The sequence below is a fragment of the Flavobacterium sp. MMS24-S5 genome (genome assembly GCF_050320125.1).
Taxonomy (GTDB): domain Bacteria; phylum Bacteroidota; class Bacteroidia; order Flavobacteriales; family Flavobacteriaceae; genus Flavobacterium; species Flavobacterium tyrosinilyticum.
Window position 1 is genome coordinate 4,736,113 of sequence record NZ_CP190016.1, and the last position, 15,210, is coordinate 4,751,322.

The following is a 15,210-nucleotide window of genomic DNA, read 5'->3' on the forward strand; positions in this document are numbered from 1 at the left end:
TTATTAGCATTAATTTATAATTAGTCATTAACAGTCCAAAGTTCAATTTAGGCATTATTTAATTTTTCAACAAAATAACAAACTCTCACGTTGTAGTAGTTGTCTTTTGAGCTGAAAACGGTGTAAATTAGATAAATCGTTTTCGAAGTTTTAAAAAATGAGCTATTTTTAGAAAATTGTTTCCATTCTTTTTAGAAATGGAACGAAAAAAACAAGATAAGAATAGCCTAAAAACATGATAAGTAAAAAAATAATTGCAGTCGGAATTACATTAACTGTACTTTTTTCAGCCTGTAAAACAAAAGATTTAAAAATGAGTACTTCAAACGAAAATGCTGCAACAGATAAAAAAGTTGTAGTCTATCAAGTATTTACACGCCTATTTGGAAATAAAAATACAACCAACAAACCATGGGGAACTATTGAGGAGAACGGTGTTGGAAAGTTTAATGACTTTACGGATAAAGCCCTTCATGAAATAAAAGATTTAGGTGTTACTTACATTTGGTACACGGGAGTTCCGCATCATGCTTTAGTGCGTGATTATACAGCGTACGGAATTTCAAATGATGATCCAGAAGTGATAAAAGGTCGCGCAGGTTCTCCTTATGCCGTGAAAGATTATTATAATGTAAATCCAGATTTGGCTGTAAATCCTGCAAAGCGATTAGAAGAATTTGAAGCTCTAATAAAACGTACTCATAATGCTGGTTTGAAAGTGATTATTGATATTGTCCCGAATCATATTGCCAGAAAATATGACGGAAAATCGAATCCAGAAGGGGTGAAGGATTTTGGAGCGGAAGATGATGTTACGGTTGAATACAAAAGAGATAACAATTTCTATTACATTCCGAAGCAGCATTTTGAAATTCCTGACGGAGATATTCCTTTAAACGGAGAAAAAAATCCAATGATTGATGGTTTTTTTGATGAAAATCCGGCAAAATGGACAGGGAACGGTTCTCGTAAAATTAAACCAGATCAAAACGACTGGTACGAAACGGTAAAAGTAAATTACGGAGTACGCCCAGATGGGACTAAAGATTTTCCTGAACTTCCTGCTGGCTTTGATCAGAAATCCTATCAGGAACATTTTGCTTTTTGGCAAGACAAAGAGGTTCCCGATTCTTGGAAAAAGTTTAGAGATATTGCGTTATACTGGACAACAAAGGGTGTTGATGGATTTCGTTACGATATGGCCGAAATGGTTCCGTATGAATTCTGGAGTTATATGAACTCTTCGATTAAAATGAAAAATCCAAATGCGTTTTTGTTGGCTGAAGTTTACAATCCGAATGAATATCGAAATTATATCCGCTTAGGAAAAATGGATTATCTGTATGATAAAGTAGAGACGTACGATAAGCTGAAAGATGTTATTCGCGGAAAATCTTCGCCAGACGAATTAACCAAAATCCAAGACGGAATGGCAGATATCGAGCATCATATGCTTCATTTTCTTGACAATCATGACGAACAGCGCTTAGCAAGTCCAGAATTTGCAGGAACTCCAGAAAGAGGAAAGCCTTTAATGGTGGTTTCAGCAACAATTAGTACTTCGCCAACAATGATTTATTTTGGACAAGAAGTAGGAGAGGCAGGGAACGAAGATGCAGGTTTTGGAAAACGATCAAGAACCTCGATTTTTGATTATATTGGAGTTCCAAATCATCAGCGCTGGATGAATGACGGTAAATTTGATGGAGGAAAGCTTTCTGAATCTGAAAAACAGCTCCGTGATTTTTACAAACGATTATTGAATTTTACTATTAGCAGCAGCGCTTTGATGGGAAGTTTTGAAGAGATTCAATCTGCAAATAGACAAAATAATGAAGGTTATGATGCACTGTTGTATTCTTATGCGCGTTGGTCTGAAAATCAAAAATTGATCCTAATTGCTAATTTTTCTTCTGAGAAAGGAAATGAATTCAATTTAAAAGTTCCGTCATCACTTATTTCAAAATGGAATTTAAAAGAAGGAGAATATCAATTGAAAGAGCAACTGTATCAAAACAAAACATTTGTATTGAAAGTGCAAAATGGAGAAGGAGAAGCTAAAGTTTCCATTCAGCCTTCAGAATCTTTGATTTTGGAATTAAAATAAACTAGCTCATCTTTTGAGTTGATTTTTAACACATAGAAACATAGCTTAGAAAACTTGAAAAAGGCGTTTCACTAGTTTAAATACACATAGCGTCTATGTGTGGAAACTAGTTTCTTTAATATTCTTTTTTTTTAGTATTAAAATCTATGTTTCTATGTGTTAAATATTTTTTTGTTTTAAATTTTTTTAAGCAACGAAAGAATCTCTTTAATGGAAAATGTTGCGCCGCAGACAAATTCATCTGAAGCGCCGTAATAAACAGTTAGTGTATCGCCATCTGGATCAAGAATATGACCGTTTGTGAAAACGACATTTCCAAAGAAACCGCTTAATTCGTAATTTGTTTTAGGAAACATAATAGGAGTTTCGGTTCTCGAAATCACTTTTGTAGGATCTTCTAAATCCAATAAAAAAGCACCTAAAGAATATTGATGAAATTCGTTGGCTCCATGATAAATTTCTAGCCAGCCTAATTCTGTTTTTATCGGAGCAGCTCCAGCGCCAACTCTTTTGCTGTCCCAACTATCTTTTCTGGTTTTGATAATGCATTTATGATTTCCCCAATGAATTCCATCTGGAGAAGAAGCAATCCAAATGTAGTTTCCGCCAATATCTACACTGCTAGGACGATGCAAGGCATAAAATAAGCCGTTTATTTTTTCTTCAAAAATGGCACAGTCCTTATTGTGAGGAGGAAATATCAGTCCATGTTTTTCGAAATTCTTCCAGTCGATTGTGGTTCTTAATCCAACGCCTACACCACTAGGAGAAACGGATGTAAAAGTGAGGTAATATTTTCCTTCAATGAGAGAAACCCGGCAATCTTCAATTCCGAACGTTTCTAGTATTCCTTCGCCAACTAAATGTGGATAATCTTCAGGTTCATAAAATCGTTTTCCGTCTTCGCTGCATAACAATCGAATATGTGATAATGTGGTCAAATAATCAATGCCTTGATAATTAATTACGCGTGCATCTGTTGCAATAAGTTCCGGATGATCTTTTAGAATTTCAATAATCTGAATAGTTCCTGCTTCTGTTAGTATTGGAAAAGAAATAATGTTTTCAATTTGCTTTGGTCTTTCGGCAACACGCACCGCTAGCCAGATTTTGTTTTGAAACCGAAACACGCCAGGATTCAATAGACAGGTAATTTCTAAACCTTCTCTACTAGGCGGTATATCTGACGGAGATAATATGGGATTTTCGGTAAAACGATTGGCAATGTCTTTCATGATCTTCGTTTGAGTACCTAAAAGGTATAAAAAAAAGCTGATACTTAATTGCATCAGCTTTTTTTCTATACTTTTTTAACCTTTTTGAGTGCTTCAACGTAATATTCGTTCACTTTTTCCCAATTTATATGATTGTAAAAAGCGTCAATATAACTGCCTTTTCGGTTTTGATAATCTAAATAGTAAGCATGTTCCCAAAGATCAATTCCCATAATTGGAGTTCCTGGAATCAAAGCATTTTTCATCAGCGGATTATCTTGGTTATCAGTTGTGGTAATTTGCAATTTACCATATCGATCTACAACCAGCCAAACCCATCCAGAACCAAACTGCTTTTCTGACTGTGCCTTAAATTGATTGGTCAGATTATTAAAAGAACCAAATTCTTTATTAATAGAACCAGCAAGAGTGTCTTTTGGGGTCTGCTCTTTTGGTGTCAGAATATTAAAATAAAGCGTATGATTATAATATCCTCCAGCATTTTGACGGAGTTTTAAATTCGTAAGAGGCATTTTTTTTAAAATGTCTTCAAGAGGCATGTTTTCAAACTCAGTCGAGACAATCTCTTTATTAAAAGCGTTGGTATACGATAAGTAATGTTTAGAATAATGCGTTTCTAAAGTTAAGGTTCTAATATCAGGAGCAAGAGCGTCATAATTAAATGGCAGTTTCGTCATTTCAAAAGAGCCTGGATCGGCTTTAACATCATTTGGCGAACCAATAGTAATTTTTTCTTCTTTTGTTGGAAGAGGAACTTCAACTACTTCTGTCAGTTTATCTTCTTTACAAGAAAATAATAGTAAAAATGAAGTTAAAGTGCTTAAAATAACAACGTTTTTCTTCATAATGTTTTATTTTGATGTTAATGAATTGATGATCTCGATATAATTTTCTTTGGCTTCGTCTACAGACATATGACTTATCTGCATCCAGGCATTGGTTTTAAAAGCATTTCGCAAATCAAAATTCTCAGATTGATTGTATACAGCCGTTCCAAAAGTAGCCTGTTTGTAAAAAGCATAAAGTCTTAACTGCACATCTTGCGGCAGTGAAGCCTGAGTCATTGCCATTGCGGCTTCTACGGCTTTAGTGAAGCGAATATCTAAATCTTTATCAGCCATTTATGCTTTTGTAGCAATAATTGTTTTTCCTCCAATCGCTTTTTGGTTTAATTCCACATTGATTGGTGTACCTAAAGGTAAAAATAAATCGACTCTTGATCCAAATTTAATGAAACCAGCGTCAGTTCCTTGAACAACCTGCATTCCTTCTTTAGCGTAGTTTACAATTCTACGAGCCAATGCACCAGCAATTTGTCTGTATAAAATAGCGCCGAAAGTTTCATTTTCGATTACTACTGTAGTTCTTTCGTTTTCTTCACTTGCTTTTGGGTGCCAAGCAACAAGGAATTTTCCAGGGTGGTATTTGCTAAATTTAATGATTCCATCCATTGCGTAACGTGTTACGTGCACATTGATTGGCGACATAAAAATAGAAACCTGTAAACGTTTATCTTTAAAATATTCTCCTTCATAAACTTCTTCAATAACCACCACTTTTCCATCTACAGGAGCAAGGATATGATCACTGTTTCTAATTGCAATTCTTTTCGGATTTCTGAAGAATTGTAAAATAATAATTAAAATTACAAGCGCTGCAAATTGCACAAGCATTCTCAGCCAAGCAATATCAATGAATTTATCAGCAATTAAAAGTACAGCTACAGTAAATACAGTACCTAATAAAATGGACGGGCCTCCCTCTTTATGAAACATAATATAAAATTTGATAAAATAAAAATATAATTGGTGCTACAAATATAACACTATCTAATCGATCTAGAATACCTCCGTGACCAGGCATTATCGAACCGCTGTCTTTTATACCTGCAATTCGTTTAAATTTGGATTCTATTAAGTCTCCAATAGTTCCAAAAATGCTCACAATTAATGCGATAATAGTCCAGATTAAGATTGATGTATTGCTGAATTCGGGTTTAGGCTGAATATAGAGTTTAGAAATCAAAAAACCAGCAAAAGCAGCAAAGACAACACCACCCAGAAAACCTTCAATTGTTTTTTTAGGAGAAACTCGCTCAAATAATTTGTGTTTTCCCATTGATTTTCCAACTAAATAGGCGAAAGTATCATTGGTTCAGATTAAAACAAATAAACCAATAATAATTTTCGGATTATAATCATTTGTTCCAAAAGAGATTTTTACGATAAATACAAAAGGAAGCGTAATATATCCAAGGAGATATAAATATTTTGAAGAAGTACTTACTTTTTGAACCGAATCGTAGAATAAAAATAGGATGCATTTTATTGAAACGACAATAGTTATAGCAAGAAGAATTAAATCGAGCTGTTTAATATTGGTTTCTAAACTAATGTTAGTGTTAAAGGTGTCGTTAAGAAACTTGGTTGTTTGTTTGTTGTAATGACTTACCAAAACAATTGAAGCATAAACTAAAGTTCCAAAAAGGATAGAAAACACTTTGTTTAAGTTTACGATATTAGAAAACTCGTATATCGTGATAATTAAGAAAACACCAAAAAGAGTAATGAAGCTTTCGGTAGAAAACAATATCGAAGTTAGTAATAAAGCGATATAAACAGCACCAGAAATGGCACTCTTCAGTGTTTCGTTCATCTTAAAGATCTTCTAAAAGCAGTAAATAAAGGTTTTTCGCAACACTTCCGTATTGTGTAAAATCTTCGTCTTTCGCTTTTTCGAAATATTTTATTGTAGTGATATTAGTAGGATAGTCTCTTTCGTATTTTCGTTTTATAGCGCTTAATCCGTCGCTTTTCATTGGAAGGATTTGGCTTGTGGTTGCTATAATAACAATATTTGCAGGTAATTCGTTTGGTTTATTTTGTCTGATTTGTTTTGATGAAAATAAGATAGAACCTTCATCGGCTATAAGGTTTTCGCAGCTAGCCAATAAAAATTTTGGGTTAGTTGGAGCGATATAAAATAATTTATTTTCTTCCAGTAAGCCAAATAAGCCTTGCTCATAGCATAAAACTTCATTCTCGAACCAGTCGTTTTCTTCTAAAATGTTTTCAAACTGTTCAGCAACTTCTCCCATGTTTTCGCAATACAAGAACTTTCCTCCATTTTTTTTGAAGTTGAAAATAAATTGCTCGTCTAAAGATAAATGACTGTTCTGCGCAGATGAACCTGCATATTCGCTTTCGTTCTCTTCGTCAGAAGCGGCTTCACTAGAGCCAAATATTTTTTTGAAAAAATTCATTTTTTATATGAAATGCTTTACATGTTAATTGAAAACGTTCAAAGATAAAAAAATCTTAATTCAAAAGGGACTTTTGAATTAAGATTTTAAAAATTTATTACGTTTTTCGTAATTATTTATGAAACTACTTCTTCTAAATTTTTGTCAAAAGTACGTTTTCCGAATATGTTTTCTAAGTCATCTTTAAAGATTACTTCTTTTTCAATCAGAATATCAGCAAGTTGGTTTAACTTGTCTTTGTTTTCCTCTAAAATCTGAATCGCTCTTTGATATTGACCTTCGATTAACTCTGAAATTTCTTTGTCAATAATTTTTGCAGTTTCATCAGAATACGGTTTAGAGAAATTGTATTCATTTTGTCCAGTTGAATCGTAATAGGTAACGTTTCCAATTTTATCGTTCAATCCGTAAATAGTTACCATTGCACGAGCTTGACGTGTTACTTTTTCTAAATCGCTTAAAGCACCAGTCGAAATTCTGTCGAAAGTTACTTTTTCAGCAGCTCTACCACCCATAGTAGCACACATTTCGTCTAACATCTGATCTGTTCTTACGATTTGTCTTTCTTCTGGTAAATACCATGCAGCTCCTAAACTTTGTCCACGAGGAACAATTGTAACTTTAATAAGTGGCGCAGCATGCTCTAACATCCAACTTACAGTAGCGTGACCAGCTTCGTGAATTGCGATTGCTCTCTTTTCGTCTGGAGTAATGATTTTGTTTTTCTTTTCAAGACCACCAATAATTCTATCTACAGCATCAAGGAAGTCTTGTCTGTCAACAGCCGCTTTGTTGTTACGAGCTGCGATAAGTGCGGCTTCGTTACAAACGTTAGCAATATCAGCACCAGAGAAACCTGGAGTTTGTTTTGCTAAGAAATCTAAATCAAGACCTTCAACTTTTTTGATAGGAGCTAGGTGTACTTTGAAGATTTCTGCTCTTTCGCGAATGTCTGGTAAGTCAACAAAAATTTGTCTGTCAAAACGTCCTGCACGCATTAAAGCTTTGTCTAAAACGTCAGCTCTGTTTGTTGCTGCTAAAACAATTACGTTAGAGTTTGTACCAAAACCATCCATTTCTGTTAGTAATTGGTTCAAAGTGTTTTCTCTCTCGTCGTTTCCGCCAGACATATTACTTTTTCCTCTTGCTCTACCAACAGCATCAATCTCATCAATAAAGATAATAGCAGGAGATTTTTCTTTAGCTTGTTTGAATAAGTCACGTACACGTGAAGCACCAACTCCAACAAACATCTCAACGAAATCTGAACCAGATAAAGAGAAGAAAGGTACTTGCGCTTCACCAGCAACAGCTTTTGCTAGTAAAGTTTTACCCGTTCCAGGAGGCCCTACCAATAAAGCTCCTTTTGGAATTTTACCTCCAAGGTTAGTGTATTTTTCTGGGTTTTTAAGGAATTCAACAATTTCCTGAATTTCTTCCTTAGCACCTTCTAAACCAGCCACATCTTTAAATGTAGTTTTGATATCTGTTTTTTCGTCGAAAAGTTTCGCTTTAGATTTCCCGATATTAAAAATCTGACCTCCACCTCCAGCGCCTCCGCCAGACATTTTACGCATAATAAAGATCCATACACCAACAATGATGATGATAGGAAGTAAGCTGATTAAAATATCGCTCCAGTTATTTTTTTGAAGGAAGTTGAAATCTTTCAATTTCCCCTCATTAACTGCTTTTTCTAATTTAGTCTGAAAGATTTGATCATTACCAATTTCCAGCGTATAGTGCGGGCCTTTGTTTGGTTGTTTGAAAATATCTTCAGCTACTTTTTTGTTTGCCGGGTCTTTAAGAGCCGCAGCATTTAAATACACCTCAGCTTCTGCTTTATTGTAAACAATTACTTTTTCAATCTGGCCTTTTTCCAAAAGCGTATTGAACTTAGAAGATGTTAATTGAGCAGGTTCGCTTAGGCTTGATCCTCCTGTAGCAAAACTTATGAATAAAAAAACTAAAAGTATTGCGGTATATATTAACCAAGGACTTATTTTAAATTTATTCGGATTTGGATTATTATCTTTAGCCATTTAATGAAAGTTTCTTTAGTATTTGTTCTCGATTGAAGTTATTTTGGCATCGCCCCAAAGGCTTTCGATGTTGTAATATTCGCGAATGTGCTTCTGGAAAACGTGTACTACAATGTGTACATAGTCCATAAGAACCCATTCTGCATTATCTGTTCCTTCTACGTGCCAAGGTTTATCTTTTAAGTCTTTTGATACAATTTTTTGAATTGAGTTTACGATGGCGTTAACTTGGGTGTTTGAGCTACCGTTGCAAATAACAAAATAGTCGCATACAGCTGTATCTATTTCTCTTAAGTCAAGAATATCGATATCATTTCCTTTTACTTCCTCAATCCCTTTGATTATGTTCGCCAGTAGAACATCATTATTAATAGTCTTTTTCGCCATGAATTATTTTATATGAATTTGTAAAGTTACCAAATTTTGTGATTATTTTTGAACCTTAACAAAATATTAAATTAAGATATTTAAATTATTTAATGAAACTAATCAAACTCGATGCCATAGATTCTACAAATGACTTCTTAAAAGCTTTGTCAAGTCAGGATGAACTGGAGAATTTTACAACGGTAACAGCTGAAAATCAGACAAAAGGGAAGGGGCAAGTTGGAGGCTTATGGAAGACTGAAGCAGGTAAGAACTTAACTATGAGTATCTTGGTGAAAGATTTTCTGTTTAATAACGACGAAGTTTTTAATTTAAGCGTCTTGGTTTCTTTATCGGTTGCAGAGGTTTTAAAATCGTTAAATATTCCTAATATATGCATTAAATGGCCAAACGACATTCTGTCATACAATAAGAAGTTAGTTGGCATATTAATCGAAAATACCTTAAAAAGCGATGGCAGAATCGTGTCAGTTGTCGGAATCGGAATCAATGTCAATCAAACCGATTTTGAGGAATTGCCAAATGCTTCTTCGTTGGCAGTAATCTCAGGAAAAACTTTTGACAAGGAAGAGTTGGCAATCTTAATCGTTGAAAAACTAAAAGAGAAAATTCAATCTTGGAACACCTCAGCACAGATTTTCTGGGATGACTATTTTAATTTTTTATTTAAAAAAGGAATTCCAACTGCATTTAGAGACAATAACAATCAAGATTTTATGGGAATCATTCAAGGCGTTTCTCCAATAGGAAAACTACAAGTTTTATTAGAAGATGATTCTGTTGCAGAGTTTGAGATTAAAGAAGTGAAAATGCTTTATTGAGAGTTGCAAAGTGACTGAGAGACAAAGTGACAAAGGTTTTTCGTAGAGATGCATTGTAGCGTCTAACTAAGGTGCTAAGGTTCTGAGATGCTAAGATTCTAAGTTTTTTTTACGAAGTTTTTTGTAGAGACGCACTGCAGTGCGTCTAACGTATTTATGAAATCTCGCAAAGTCACTAAGTCGCAGAGTTTTTTTATTAATTTATTCGGAAAACAAAGTGTGAAAATGACAAACTGTATGAAGCTTTGCTAAAAGAGAAACTCTGCGATTTAGCGACTTTTGAGAAATAAATCAGCAAAATCTGCGTAAAAAAACTTTGTGTCTTAGTGTCTTCGTGCATTCAAAGAAAAAGCCCGATCGTTAAATCAGGCTTTCATTTATAATTCACAATTAATAATTTACCATTATTAAAGCTTGTGCATATTGTTTGCTAAAGTTTCAATAAACTTACTGATTGGGCAGCTTTAACCATCATTGCCATCATAGCGTTGAATTCACCTTCAAAAAATAACTGAACTGCACTTTCTGAATCAGAAATAGTATCAATTTTTGAAGTTAGTGTAAATGGAAGTTTATCACTTGCAGCACCCAAAACAATTTTGTTTGGCGCTACTTTATCTTTCATTTTCAATTTGATTTCAGGCATCCCTTTCAATCCAAAAATAAAAGCGTCTTCGCCAGTCACTTCAAATTTAGCGATATTGTCTGGCATTAATTTTTCGAAATTCTTTACATCAGTCAATTGATCGAATAAATCTTGAGCTGATTTCTGAACTGTAACTTTTGGACTTTCTAAGTTCATATAGTGTTTTTTGTTTTGTTTTTTACTGCAAATGTTTTTTTACCGCAAAGGGCGCAAGGTCTTTTTATATACTTTGGTTTTATTTAAGTTCGCAAAGCTGAAATTTTAAATAAAATCCCAATTTTTTAAATCCCAAATTCCAAAAGGAGCAAAGCGACTTTAAAATCTAAAATCTAAAATCTAAAATCTAAAATCTAAAATCTAAAATCTAAAATCTAAAATCTAAAATCTAAAATCTAAAATCTAAAATCTAAAATCTAAAATCTAAAATCTAAAATCTAAAATCTAAAATCTAAAATCTAAAATCTAAAATCTAAAATCTAAAATCTAAAATCTAAAATCTTACTCTTGTCCCCAAGTAGATGGGCTAACGCTCCATTCTTGCAGGGTAGATTGCTGATCTTCTGTGATATATTGTTTTTGAACTGCTAAATCTAATAAGTTTTCGTAGTTGCTTAAAGTGAATAAATCAACATTAGCTTCTTTAAAGTTTTCTTCGGCAACGCCAAAACCGTACGTAAAGACCGCTGCCATACCTTTAATGTTAGCACCTTCGCTTCTTAAAGCTTCAACAGCCATCAAACTGCTTTTTCCGGTACTAATTAAATCTTCGACAACCACAACATTTTGTCCTTTTTGTAAAAAACCTTCCACTTGGTTTTGTCTACCGTGTTTTTTTGGCTCCGGACGCACATATACGAACGGAAGTCCTAAACTTTCGGCAACCAAAATTCCCACTCCAATCGCTCCAGTAGCAACACCAGCGATCACATCGGGTTTTCCAAATTGTTTTTCGATGTTCTTAGCAAACTCATCACGAACATAGTTTCTGATGCTCGGAAATGAAAGAATTAACCTATTATCACAATAAATAGGAGATTTCCAACCAGAAGCCCATGTAAAAGGATTTTCGGGATTCAATTTAATTGCATTTATTTGCAAAAGCAATTCGGCTGTTTTTTCGGCAGTATCTTTATTAAAAATCATAGTACAAATGTATAAAGTTTTTGTAAACGACAAACCACTTTTTTTGACAAATGAAATCTCGCGCGAAACAGATTTCCAATTGTTCTTGTTGGAGAGTATTGATATCGAACAGCTTATTATAAAAATTTTTCAAAATAAAATTCAAAAAGCCATTCTATATCATCCCGACGAAAGTGAGATCATGAAAACCCTTAAAGCCAAGATTCCGGTAAATAAAGCGGGCGGAGGCTTTGTCTACAATAAGAAAGGCGAAGTCTTGTTTATCTTTAGAAACGGAAAATGGGATCTGCCAAAAGGCGGAATCGAGAAAGGGGAAGACATTGAAGCGACGGCTATGCGTGAGGTAGAGGAGGAGACAGGAGTAAACCAGCTTCGTATTACGAATAAACTTCAAAAAACCTATCATATCTTTAAACGCAACGGAAAATACAAACTCAAAATCACGCATTGGTTCGAAATGCAGTCTGATTTTGAAGGAACGCCACACGGACAAATAGAAGAAGGAATCGAAAAAGTAGCGTGGTTAAACCCAGATCAAATCAAAGAAGCACTTAAAAACTCATACGAAAACATTAAATTGTTGTTTGAAGAAGATAAAAGTGCTCCTGTAGATCTAAAGTCAAAAAAGGAAAATTTAGAATCTTAAATTAGATTTCTGAAATAATTAGTCAACCTTTTTCAGGACGACTCAATCATAAAATGATAGAGGAATTCTAAAAGAGCTTATTTTATCTGTTTGTAATAAATAAAGTAAGTTCCGCAGATTCCTTTTTCGCTCTCACCAATAGAATTAATCGACCCTTTCTCAAAATCAGCTTTAAAAGTTAGACTTATCGTTTCTTGGTTAGTGTTTCCGTTTACAATTATACTTCCAGCTGGCTTTACTTCAATACTCCACTGAATGGTCGTAGCATTTAATGAGCTATTGTATTTAAAAGTCAAAGTAGATTTTGGCTTTGCAATACAACTTGCATTATTGTCCTTGTCAAAAAAAACTGTACTACCAGAAATGTAACAGTAAGTTCCTTGTAAGTTAGAAGGTGTGCTAAATTTATTGATTGCTTCATCTTTTTCATCATTAGAACATGAAACAATGAAAATTGTGGCAAATACTATAGATAATTTTTTCATTTTACTTTTGTTTAGAGTTCTATACTATCAGTAAAATATATTGTAAAAGGTTGCGTCTAGAAAGCAAAATTGTCACTGTTATGGCGTGCCACCAATAAAAAAAAGACCCAATAAACTTTGCGTTCTAGACTGCACCCAAAAGTTTAGACAAATTAATAATTAAGTTTTATAATAATGAGCTCGATATTGTATCGGGCTCATTGCTTTTAGATTAAGTTTTATTCTGTCATTATTATAATAATTAATATACTCAATAATCTCCTGTTTTAATTGACCAATGGAACTGTATTTTTTAAGATAAAACAACTCTGATTTTAATGTTCCAAAGAAGTTTTCAATAATTGCATTGTCAAGACAATTTCCTTTTCTGGACATACTCTGTTTAATTCCTTTTTCTTTTAATAAGCATTGGTACTGTTTCATTTGATACTGCCATCCTTGATCAGAGTGCAGCGTTAAATTAGTATTGTCGGGTATTTTCTTAAATGCTTTTTCAAGCATCACAGCTACCTGTTTAAATACAGGTCTTTCAGCCAGTTCATAACTAACTATTTCTCCATTAAACAAATCAATTATTGGTGATAAATATAATTTTTTTCCTGAGACGTTAAATTCAGTTATATCGGTCGCCCATTTTTGATTAGGCACTGATGCTTTAAAGTTTCTGCTTAGAATATTTGGGGCAATCCTGCCTTGTTCTCCTTTATAGGATTTATATTTTTTAACTCTGATGAGGCTTTTTAATCCCAACGATTTCATTAGCCTTAAAACTGTTTTATGATTGATGATTATCCCTTGAAGCTTTAATTACTAGTGATCCTCCTGTATCCGTAACGCCCCTTATGCTTAGAATAAATTGATTTTATAAGTTCTTTTACTTTTTTGTATTTATCAGCTGTTTTACTCTGTTTTTGATAATAATAAAAACTGCTGCGCGCCACATTACTGCAATTTAAAAGTAATTTTAAATCATAGAGATGCCTTAATTCCATTATGACTTGCGATTTTTGGCTTTTTCTTCGGCTTGAATTAAGGCTTGTAACTTTTTTAGATAATCAATTTCACAGCGTAATGCTTCATTCTCCAACAGAAGTTCTTCTTCCCTGGTTAAAGGTTTTTCAGATTTACTTTTTTTATCTTTAAAATCACTCATAGATTTTGGTCTCCCTTTTGGTTTTAGTTTTAATCCTTCTAAACCAAAATTAGCAAAATCTTTTTTCCATTTAATGATAATTGAATCCGAAGGAATGTTAAATCGCAAACGAGCTTCTCTTAAAGATAATGAATCCCTGTAAATTGACTTTAAAACCTTTAATTTAAAACCAATCGGATAAACCTGATTTTTTCGTGACATTAAACCTGCCCTTCCATATTCCCTGTAAAAACTCACCCATTTGCGTATATTAGATTTGCTGGTTCCTTTCTCGCTAGATGCTAATGCAAATGAATAATGTTTAACAACTACTAATTCTACACACTCAAGTTTGAATTCATAACTGTGCTTGACTTTTCTTTCCATAAAAATGCCCCCAAATAGCGTCTAACTTTTTGGGGGCAGTGCATTCATTGGGTCTTTTTTTATTGCTGTCGGGCTTTCTCTTCCGCCGCGGCGGATTGGCTCTATCCCTCACGCGGGCAATCAGCCTTAAAGATTATTTAGTTATTCGAAGTTTAAGAATTACCATTTAAGCTTGTCAAAAGATCATTTTCGTTAAAAACGGCATTAATGATATTTCCGTCTTTTTCTGCTTTAACTTCATTTCCGTTTGGAGTCAATTCAAAACCTTTTTGAGAAAGATAATTGGTAAAAGCATTTCTGTGATTCTGAATTTCAAATGTCGAAATCAACTCTGGGAAAACAGTCAGAATTCTAGAGAATTCCTCACTTTCAGAGTTGTCAATTGCATCATCTTTTATCGTAACCACCATTGTTCCTTGACCATAATTTCCAAGATAATAGCCGCTCAAATTAAACATTTCAGTAGCAATCATTCCTATTAAATGCAAATCGTTTTGTACAGCATCAAATTTTCCAACACTTAATAATTCTATATTATTTTCTTCACCATATTGCTTTAATAAAAGCGCCTGTTGCATAACAGATTCTGCATAACCGCCTGCTTTATTTTCCCAAAGCCATAGCCATGTTTCTGACGAATGAGAAAACGAGCCCAAAACCTGCATTGGAAAAGTAAGATCGTCTCCAAAAGTAATTTCTTCCTTGTTCATGTCCACATTCCAAGAAAGTCCACCAGTTACGCTGTAAAGATTTCTTTGTTTTTCTAAAGCAAGAGCTCCAAACTTTTCTAAAAAATCATTTTCAGAGGTAAAATGCTTAGCAATATTTAGCTGATTTGTATTTGATTCTGTATTTTCTTCTTGCTTTTTAAAAAGATTATTGAATAGTCCCATGTTTTTGTGGCTTGTATAATTATA

The 15,210-nt window shown here is 33.7% G+C and carries 13 protein-coding genes and 3 pseudogenes; 3 read left to right on the top strand and 13 right to left on the bottom strand.

All coding sequences use genetic code 11. The annotated features are described in order from the left end of the window. Positions 1 to 235: 235 nt before the first annotated feature. The gene (locus tag ACPWTF_RS21795; RefSeq protein ID WP_427873047.1) at positions 236 to 2,107 is read left to right on the top strand and encodes an alpha-amylase family protein; all 1,872 of its coding nucleotides are present in this window, start codon (positions 236 to 238) and stop codon (positions 2,105 to 2,107) included. Between the two features lie 176 nt (positions 2,108 to 2,283). Here ACPWTF_RS21795 and ACPWTF_RS21800 read toward each other — a convergent pair whose 3' ends face one another. From ACPWTF_RS21800 to rsfS, 8 genes and pseudogenes are all read right to left on the bottom strand, one after another. Then, entirely contained in the window at positions 2,284 to 3,342 is a 1,059-nt protein-coding gene (locus ACPWTF_RS21800) for a glycoside hydrolase family 130 protein (RefSeq protein WP_427873049.1), read from the bottom strand. Positions 3,343 to 3,407: 65 nt separating this feature from the next. Beyond that, the gene (locus ACPWTF_RS21805) at positions 3,408 to 4,187 is read right to left on the bottom strand and encodes a superoxide dismutase (RefSeq protein ID WP_427873050.1); all 780 of its coding nucleotides are present in this window, start codon (positions 4,185 to 4,187) and stop codon (positions 3,408 to 3,410) included. A 6-nt stretch (positions 4,188 to 4,193) separates the two neighbouring features. Then, positions 4,194 to 4,463, bottom strand: coding sequence for an acyl-CoA-binding protein (locus ACPWTF_RS21810; protein ID WP_248726295.1), 270 nt, complete (start codon positions 4,461 to 4,463; stop codon positions 4,194 to 4,196). After that, positions 4,464 to 5,117 carry a phosphatidylserine decarboxylase family protein gene (locus ACPWTF_RS21815; RefSeq protein WP_320492463.1) on the bottom strand — a complete coding sequence of 218 codons (654 nt, stop codon included), beginning with the start codon at positions 5,115 to 5,117 and terminating at the stop codon, positions 4,464 to 4,466. It lies immediately after the preceding gene. Continuing rightward, positions 5,107 to 5,997: pseudogene (locus ACPWTF_RS21820) on the bottom strand (phosphatidate cytidylyltransferase). Before ACPWTF_RS21820 ends, ACPWTF_RS21815 begins: the two are co-directional and overlap by 11 nt. A 1-nt stretch (position 5,998) precedes the next feature. Further along, entirely contained in the window at positions 5,999 to 6,604 is a 606-nt protein-coding gene (locus ACPWTF_RS21825) for a lactate utilization protein B/C (protein ID WP_095930846.1), read from the bottom strand. A gap of 116 nt (positions 6,605 to 6,720) precedes the next feature. Then, positions 6,721 to 8,646 carry an ATP-dependent zinc metalloprotease FtsH gene (gene ftsH, locus ACPWTF_RS21830; RefSeq protein ID WP_250835603.1) on the bottom strand — a complete coding sequence of 642 codons (1,926 nt, stop codon included), beginning with the start codon at positions 8,644 to 8,646 and terminating at the stop codon, positions 6,721 to 6,723. A gap of 15 nt (positions 8,647 to 8,661) precedes the next feature. After that, a complete protein-coding gene (gene rsfS / locus ACPWTF_RS21835) occupies positions 8,662 to 9,033 on the bottom strand; it encodes a ribosome silencing factor (protein ID WP_095930844.1) in 372 nt (123 codons plus the stop codon). 92 nt (positions 9,034 to 9,125) lie between these two features. Here rsfS and ACPWTF_RS21840 point away from each other — a divergent pair, with 92 nt between their 5' ends. Further along, entirely contained in the window at positions 9,126 to 9,854 is a 729-nt protein-coding gene (locus tag ACPWTF_RS21840) for a biotin--[acetyl-CoA-carboxylase] ligase (protein WP_427873052.1), read from the top strand. A gap of 407 nt (positions 9,855 to 10,261) precedes the next feature. Here ACPWTF_RS21840 and ACPWTF_RS21845 read toward each other — a convergent pair. Together ACPWTF_RS21845 and pyrE are read right to left on the bottom strand one after the other, a co-directional pair. Then, positions 10,262 to 10,656, bottom strand: a pseudogene (locus ACPWTF_RS21845) (SRPBCC family protein). Positions 10,657 to 10,998: 342 nt separating this feature from the next. Further along, positions 10,999 to 11,643, bottom strand: a complete 645-nt coding sequence (gene pyrE / locus ACPWTF_RS21850; protein WP_095930841.1) for an orotate phosphoribosyltransferase — start codon at positions 11,641 to 11,643, stop codon at positions 10,999 to 11,001. A 7-nt stretch (positions 11,644 to 11,650) separates the two neighbouring features. Here pyrE and ACPWTF_RS21855 point away from each other — a divergent pair, with 7 nt between their 5' ends. Further along, complete coding sequence (locus tag ACPWTF_RS21855) at positions 11,651 to 12,289, top strand: NUDIX hydrolase (RefSeq protein ID WP_427873054.1); 639 nt, start codon at positions 11,651 to 11,653, stop codon at positions 12,287 to 12,289. Positions 12,290 to 12,366: 77 nt separating this feature from the next. Here the strand turns inward: ACPWTF_RS21855 and ACPWTF_RS21860 are convergent, their stop codons facing one another. The 3 genes and pseudogenes from ACPWTF_RS21860 to ACPWTF_RS21870 form a co-directional block, all read right to left on the bottom strand. After that, the gene (locus tag ACPWTF_RS21860; protein ID WP_427873056.1) at positions 12,367 to 12,774 is read right to left on the bottom strand and encodes a hypothetical protein; all 408 of its coding nucleotides are present in this window, start codon (positions 12,772 to 12,774) and stop codon (positions 12,367 to 12,369) included. 159 nt (positions 12,775 to 12,933) lie between these two features. Next, positions 12,934 to 14,293, bottom strand: a pseudogene (locus ACPWTF_RS21865) (IS3 family transposase). Positions 14,294 to 14,445: 152 nt separating this feature from the next. Next, positions 14,446 to 15,186 carry a DUF6882 domain-containing protein gene (locus ACPWTF_RS21870; RefSeq protein WP_427873058.1) on the bottom strand — a complete coding sequence of 247 codons (741 nt, stop codon included), beginning with the start codon at positions 15,184 to 15,186 and terminating at the stop codon, positions 14,446 to 14,448. Between the last annotated feature and the right edge of the window lie 24 nt (positions 15,187 to 15,210).